Genomic DNA, 6,000 nt, shown 5'->3' with positions numbered 1-6,000 from the left:
GTAAATGGCAGGTCTACCTGGATTCGAACCAGGGAATGGCGGCATCAAAAGCCGCTGCCTTACCGCTTGGCGATAGACCTGCAGATGCTAGCCAGGCTATGCATGTTAAAAGCATGGTGCGGAAGGAGAGACTTGAACTCTCACACCTTGCGGCGCCAGAACCTAAATCTGGTGCGTCTACCAATTTCGCCACTTCCGCACAAATTTTATAGACAATCCGAATGAGTCGAATCATCGTTGTAAATGGCAGGTCTACCTGGATTCGAACCAGGGAATGGCGGCATCAAAAGCCGCTGCCTTACCGCTTGGCGATAGACCTGTAATACTGAACTTGGTGCGGAGAGAGGGACTTGAACCCTCACGTCCTAACGGACACTAGCACCTGAAGCTAGCGCGTCTACCAATTCCGCCACCACCGCAAATTCAGTGAATGCTTTGACAGTATTGAGTTAAATAAATTGGCAGGTCTACCTGGATTCGAACCAGGGAATGGCGGCATCAAAAGCCGCTGCCTTACCGCTTGGCGATAGACCTACATCAGTCAGCAGTGATAAAACTGATAACCTTTAATATGGTGCGGAAAGAGAGACTTGAACTCTCACACCTTGCGGCGCCAGAACCTAAATCTGGTGCGTCTACCAATTTCGCCATTTCCGCAAATTGTTTATTCATAATGAGACGATGGTGCGGAAGGAGAGACTTGAACTCTCACACCTTGCGGCGCCAGAACCTAAATCTAGTGCGTCTACCAATTTCGCCACTTCCGCGTCTCATTATTAATCGTCATTTATTATAAATAACGTTTAATATAATGGTGGCTACGACGGGATTCGAACCTGTGACCCCATCATTATGAGTGATGTGCTCTAACCAACTGAGCTACGTAGCCATCTTTTCAGAGCGAGAAACTATAATACAATCTCGCTTTGAGTTCCAATGGTTTTTACACATTGAAACATAAGGAATAATGGCAGGTCTACCTGGATTCGAACCAGGGAATGGCGGCATCAAAAGCCGCTGCCTTACCGCTTGGCGATAGACCTACAGCCACCTTGCTTTATTAAAGCCAGGCCTAATTATGGTGCGGAAGGAGAGACTTGAACTCTCACACCTTGCGGCGCCAGAACCTAAATCTGGTGCGTCTACCAATTTCGCCACTTCCGCATCTTTCCTAAAAACTCTAAATGAACAAAAGAGCATTTAGGAAATGGTGGCTACGACGGGATTTGAACCTGTGACCCCATCATTATGAGTGATGTGCTCTAACCAGCTGAGCTACGTAGCCAAAACAAGGGTATTTTATTTACCATTGCCGTTCTCAATGAGGTATTGCCTTATCGCTGAGAACGGTGCGCATTATGCGGATATGGCCTCAGAGCGTCAATAGTTTTTTTGAATAAATTCTCTTAAATCAACCGTTCGAGTTTTTTTTAAACAAAGAGCGTTGTTTCTGATCAAAAACAGCGGGTAAAGCGACAAGGTGATTGCTTTTAACTCAATACAACTTTGCAATTATTATTGCATCGATAAAAGAAAAACAGCCAACGCGAGGTTGGCTGTTTGATGAAAAATAAAGTTATACATTAAAACGGAAGTGAATAACATCGCCGTCTTTGACAATGTAATCTTTGCCTTCTAAACGCCATTTTCCGGCTTCTTTGGCACCACTTTCACCATTGTATTGGATAAAATCATCATAACCGACCACTTCAGCACGAATGAAACCACGTTCAAAATCGGTATGAATTTTCCCAGCAGCTTGTGGCGCAGTCGCACCGACAGGAATAGTCCATGCTCTTACTTCTTTGACGCCTGCCGTAAAATAAGTTTGTAAATCAAGCAATTCGTAACCTGAACGAATGACTCGGTTTAATCCGGGTTCCTCAATACCTAAATCGGCGAGGAATTCATCCCGCTCTTCATCCTCTAATTCAGATAGTTCTGATTCAATCGAGGCGCAAACTGCCACGACAGAGGCTTGCTCTTTTTCAGCGTGCTCCCGAACGGCATCAAGGTAAGGGTTATTTTCGAATCCTTCTTCGTTAACATTGGCAATGTACATCGTAGGCTTAAGCGTTAGGAAGTTTAGGTAGCTCACCGCTGCCAGTTCTTCTTTGGTTAACGATACAGAACGAGCTGAGCCGCCTTCAGTTAGAACGGGTAACAGTTTTTCCAAAACGGTTAGTTCGAACTTCGCCTCTTTATCACCACCTTTCGCCCGTTTTACTTGGCGTTGAATGGCTCGTTCACAACTATCTAGATCAGCCAGAGCTAGTTCTAAGTTGATGACTTCAATATCTTCAAGTGGTGATACTTTACCTGCAACGTGTACGATATTTTCATTTTCGAAACAACGTACGACATGGCCAATGGCATCGGTTTCTCGGATATTGGCTAGAAATTTATTTCCTAACCCTTCCCCTTTTGATGCTCCCGCTACAAGACCGGCAATATCAACAAACTCCATTGTGGTCGGTAAGATGCGCTGTGGTTTGACGATTTTTGCTAATGCGTCAAGACGTAGATCGGGAACCGGAACAACACCTGTGTTTGGTTCAATGGTACAAAACGGAAAATTTGCCGCTTCAATACCTGCTTTTGTTAGTGCATTAAAAAGAGTTGATTTACCAACGTTAGGCAAACCAACAATGCCACATTTAAAACCCATGCTTTGTAACCTTATTCAGCTTTGAACGTGTGTAAGCGATTTTGCGCTTTTGTTAGGCCATCTTTGAGTAAGATATCTAGGCTGCGAACCGATTCGTCCACCGCTGCTAGTATGCACTCTTGCTCTTTGCTTGGAGCTTTGCCTAGCACATAGCCTGCTACTTTATCTTTATGTCCCGGATGACCAATGCCAATTCGAAGACGGTAAAATTCTTTATTATTGCCTAGTTTACTGATGGTGTCTTTTAAGCCATTGTGACCACCATGTCCACCACCTTGCTTAAACTTAGCAATACCAGGGGGGAGATCAAGCTCATCGTGGGCAATCATGATCTGCTCTGGATTGATTTGATAAAACTTTGCCATCGCAGCAACGGCTTTACCGGATAAGTTCATAAACGTGGTGGGGATCAGTAAGCGTAGATCTTCACCATGCACCATAATCCGGCCTGTTAAACCATAAAACTTCGGTTCACTTTTCAAGACGCAGTGGTGTACTCGAGCCAGTTCTTCTATCACCCATGCTCCGGCATTGTGCCGAGTATTAACATACTCAGGGCCCGGGTTGGCTAGCCCGACAAGTAATTTAATTGGTTGACTCAAGGTTTGGATCCCTTAGCAAACGAAAAAGCGCGGTATGATAGCATAGAAAAGAGTCGTAGGGCGAGATGGCCTTTGCGGTCAGTGCGCGAGAAATAAAACGCCCCATCATCGATGAGGCGTGATTATAGTATGAACGGGTGAACGTTTAGTTAAACATCGCCGAGATAGACTCTTCGTTGCTGATGCGACGGATAGCTTCAGCCAGCATGCTAGAAAGGGTTAACTGAGAAACTTTTCCGGTTGCTGCCATTTCTTTTGATAAGGTGATGGAGTCGGTAACGATGACTTGGTCGAGAACTGAGCTTTTGATGTTTTTCGCGGCATTACCAGAGAAAACGGCGTGGGTTGCATAAGCAAAAACTCGTTTAGCTCCGCGCTCTTTCAGAGCTTCAGCCGCTTTACACAATGTACCTCCGGTATCGATCATGTCATCAACAATCACACAATCGCGCCCTTCAACATCACCGATTAGGTTCATGACTTCAGAAACATTGGCACGCGGACGACGTTTGTCAACGATGGCAATATCAATATCACCGAGTGCTTTGGCCGTTGCTCGAGCACGAACAACACCACCTAAATCAGGAGAAACCACAACGGGATCTTCTAAATTACGTGCTTTCATATCTTCGAGTAACACAGGTGTACCAAAAATATTATCAACGGGCACATCGAAGAAGCCTTGGATTTGCTCGGCGTGTAGGTCAATGGTTAATACGCGGTCAACGCCTACGTTAGAAAGGAAATCGGCAACAACTTTTGCCGTGATCGGTACACGTGCAGAGCGAACTCGGCGATCTTGGCGAGCATAGCCAAAATAGGGAATAACGGCAGTAATACGGCCTGCAGAAGCGCGGCGCATTGCGTCAATCATTACCACCAATTCCATTAGGTTGTCATTGGTTGGCGCACAAGTCGATTGAATAATAAATACATCGCTACCACGAACATTTTCGTTGATCTGCACTGCCACTTCTCCATCAGAGAAACGTGAAACAGTAGCATCACCAAGGGAGATGTATAGACGATCAGCAATACGTTGGGCTAGTTCAGGTGTGGCGTTACCAGCAAATAGCTTCATATCAGGCACGGTGGAAACCTCAGGGTTGCGTCCAGTTTTTAATTAGGTTGGGTGTGGGCTGATTGGTAGTCAGCCAGCGTCTCTTTTAGCGGTGATATATTGCGCCCTTGGGACACAAACGCCGAGACATCGTCAGGGAGCCTGGCAAGGACAGCTTCTGCATCTTTTTTGCTCAAAAACTCAGCAAAAACGCAAGACCCCGTCCCGGTCAATCTTGACGGCGCGTATTGTAGCAGCCATGAAAGTTGCTTATCAACCTCTGGGTAAAGCATTCGGACAATTTTTTCGCAATCGTTTTCGTATTTCATAGCGAGAAGGGTCGCTAAATCACGCTTTGGCGTGTTTCTCGATAAATCAGGATGGGTGAAAATATCTTTCGTCGCGATACTGACTTTGGGGCGAATAACTAAAAACCATTTTTCATCAAGCGTAATCGGATGCAACTGTTCGCCAACGCCTTGAGCAAAAGCAGCGGCTCCATGGATGAATACCGGAACGTCCGCGCCTAAGGTGAGCCCGATGTTTGCTAGTTGTATATCGGTTAGCCCAGTGTTCCAGATATAATTCAAAGCTACCAACACGGTTGCCGCATTCGATGAGCCGCCGCCAATACCTCCCCCCATCGGTAATCGTTTTGTGAGTTGAATACGAGCGCCTTGTGAGCAGCCCGTTTGACGCTGGAGGGCAGTTGCTGCTCTCCAAATAAGATTATCTTGCTCTGTTACACCGGCCAGTTGTGGGGTCAGTTGAATGATACCATCCGACGTTGGCGTAATCGTGAGCTGGTCGCCATAATCGAGAAATTGAAACAGAGTTTGTAATTCGTGGTAACCATCAGGTCGTTGTCCGTTAATATACAAGAAAAGATTGAGTTTAGCGGGCGAAGGCCAAGTCGTGGAATTCGGATTCATGGGGTTAACGTCCATTGAGATATCACCAAATTAATAGAAGTCGACTCTTGGGATAGTGTGAGTTTTTCAGGCAAAGGCAAGGTTATTTGTTGCCATGGGTATTCACGGTAACGCTGATAGTTCACTCGCCAAGTCTGTTGTTCGATGGTTTTATCTAACCAAGCCAACGTATTATGGCTGTTGAGATCAAACTGATCGGCTTGGGATGGTAGACCCAATATCCATTCTTGTAATAATTCGATGGGGAGGTCTAAGCCCGTTAATTGCTGAACTAATTGTTGAGCGCTGGTCGCTTGATAGAGGCGATCATCATGAGTCAGAACCTGGGCTCCGTGCTCATTGAACGACAAGTTTAAAATGGTTTGTCCGAGAAAGGTCGTAAGCCTTAACTGAGTACCGTTGCTGTCGGTTTGCCACTGAAAGTGAAGGGATTGCCGTTGTTCTGGAGAGCGATACCCTAACTTTCCCACCAGTTGGAAGTGTTTGATTTTTTTTAATTGATCCTGATGTGTTTGCCATTGGACCTCACTTATCGGCTGCGAGATAGTACTACAGCCAGTGAAGGTCATGATGAAAAAAAACAACAGAAAAATTTGTGCTTTAGCGGTCATAGTGTCTTCGTTATTTATCCATGCTTAACGTATCTGTTATCTCGTTTGTGGTCAGGTGTCGCCAGTTCTCTATCCTATGAGTATTTACCTATCGCATGAGTATTGGGATAGGGCAAGTCATTGCTGT

At 45.6% G+C, this 6,000-nt stretch carries 5 protein-coding genes and 11 tRNA genes; all 16 read right to left on the bottom strand.

What is annotated here, in order from left to right; all coding sequences use genetic code 11:
* Positions 1–5: 5 nt before the first annotated feature.
* Positions 6–80, bottom strand: a tRNA-Gln gene (locus tag B7C60_RS10285).
* Positions 81–114: 34 nt separating this feature from the next.
* Positions 115–199: transfer RNA gene (locus tag B7C60_RS10280), tRNA-Leu, on the bottom strand.
* Between the two features lie 45 nt (positions 200–244).
* A tRNA-Gln gene (locus B7C60_RS10275) sits at positions 245–319 on the bottom strand.
* Between the two features lie 13 nt (positions 320–332).
* Positions 333–419: transfer RNA gene (locus tag B7C60_RS10270), tRNA-Leu, on the bottom strand.
* Between the two features lie 40 nt (positions 420–459).
* Positions 460–534, bottom strand: a tRNA-Gln gene (locus tag B7C60_RS10265).
* Positions 535–572: 38 nt separating this feature from the next.
* A tRNA-Leu gene (locus B7C60_RS10260) sits at positions 573–657 on the bottom strand.
* Positions 658–682: 25 nt separating this feature from the next.
* A tRNA-Leu gene (locus B7C60_RS10255) sits at positions 683–767 on the bottom strand.
* 45 nt (positions 768–812) lie between these two features.
* Positions 813–889: transfer RNA gene (locus B7C60_RS10250), tRNA-Met, on the bottom strand.
* Positions 890–968: 79 nt separating this feature from the next.
* Positions 969–1,043 (bottom strand) — tRNA-Gln (locus B7C60_RS10245).
* Positions 1,044–1,079: 36 nt separating this feature from the next.
* Positions 1,080–1,164, bottom strand: a tRNA-Leu gene (locus tag B7C60_RS10240).
* A 44-nt stretch (positions 1,165–1,208) separates the two neighbouring features.
* Positions 1,209–1,285, bottom strand: a tRNA-Met gene (locus B7C60_RS10235).
* Positions 1,286–1,576: 291 nt separating this feature from the next.
* Entirely contained in the window at positions 1,577–2,668 is a 1,092-nt protein-coding gene (gene ychF / locus B7C60_RS10230) for a redox-regulated ATPase YchF (RefSeq protein WP_099611569.1), read from the bottom strand.
* 11 nt (positions 2,669–2,679) lie between these two features.
* A complete protein-coding gene (pth, locus tag B7C60_RS10225; protein ID WP_099611568.1) occupies positions 2,680–3,270 on the bottom strand; it encodes an aminoacyl-tRNA hydrolase in 591 nt (196 codons plus the stop codon).
* Between the two features lie 145 nt (positions 3,271–3,415).
* Positions 3,416–4,360 carry a ribose-phosphate pyrophosphokinase gene (locus B7C60_RS10220; protein ID WP_099611567.1) on the bottom strand — a complete coding sequence of 315 codons (945 nt, stop codon included), beginning with the start codon at positions 4,358–4,360 and terminating at the stop codon, positions 3,416–3,418.
* Positions 4,361–4,389: 29 nt separating this feature from the next.
* Positions 4,390–5,277, bottom strand: coding sequence for a 4-(cytidine 5'-diphospho)-2-C-methyl-D-erythritol kinase (ispE, locus tag B7C60_RS10215; RefSeq protein ID WP_099611566.1), 888 nt, complete (start codon positions 5,275–5,277; stop codon positions 4,390–4,392).
* A complete protein-coding gene (lolB, locus tag B7C60_RS10210; protein ID WP_099611565.1) occupies positions 5,259–5,873 on the bottom strand; it encodes a lipoprotein insertase outer membrane protein LolB in 615 nt (204 codons plus the stop codon). The genes ispE and lolB overlap by 19 nt, the downstream gene beginning before the upstream one ends.
* Positions 5,874–6,000: the final 127 nt, after the last annotated feature.

Source organism: Vibrio fujianensis (assembly GCF_002749895.1).
GTDB lineage: Bacteria > Pseudomonadota > Gammaproteobacteria > Enterobacterales > Vibrionaceae > Vibrio > Vibrio fujianensis.
This window is presented reverse-complemented; position numbering and strand designations above follow the sequence as displayed.

Excerpts from the sequence above, each read along its gene's own strand:
- ychF (WP_099611569.1), bottom strand. The coding sequence starts at position 2,668 with ATGGGTTTTAAATGTGGCATTGTTGGTTTGCCTAACGTTGGTAAATCA.
- ispE (WP_099611566.1), bottom strand. The coding sequence starts at position 5,277 with ATGGACGTTAACCCCATGAATCCGAATTCCACGACTTGGCCTTCGCCC.
- lolB (WP_099611565.1), bottom strand. The coding sequence starts at position 5,873 with ATGACCGCTAAAGCACAAATTTTTCTGTTGTTTTTTTTCATCATGACC.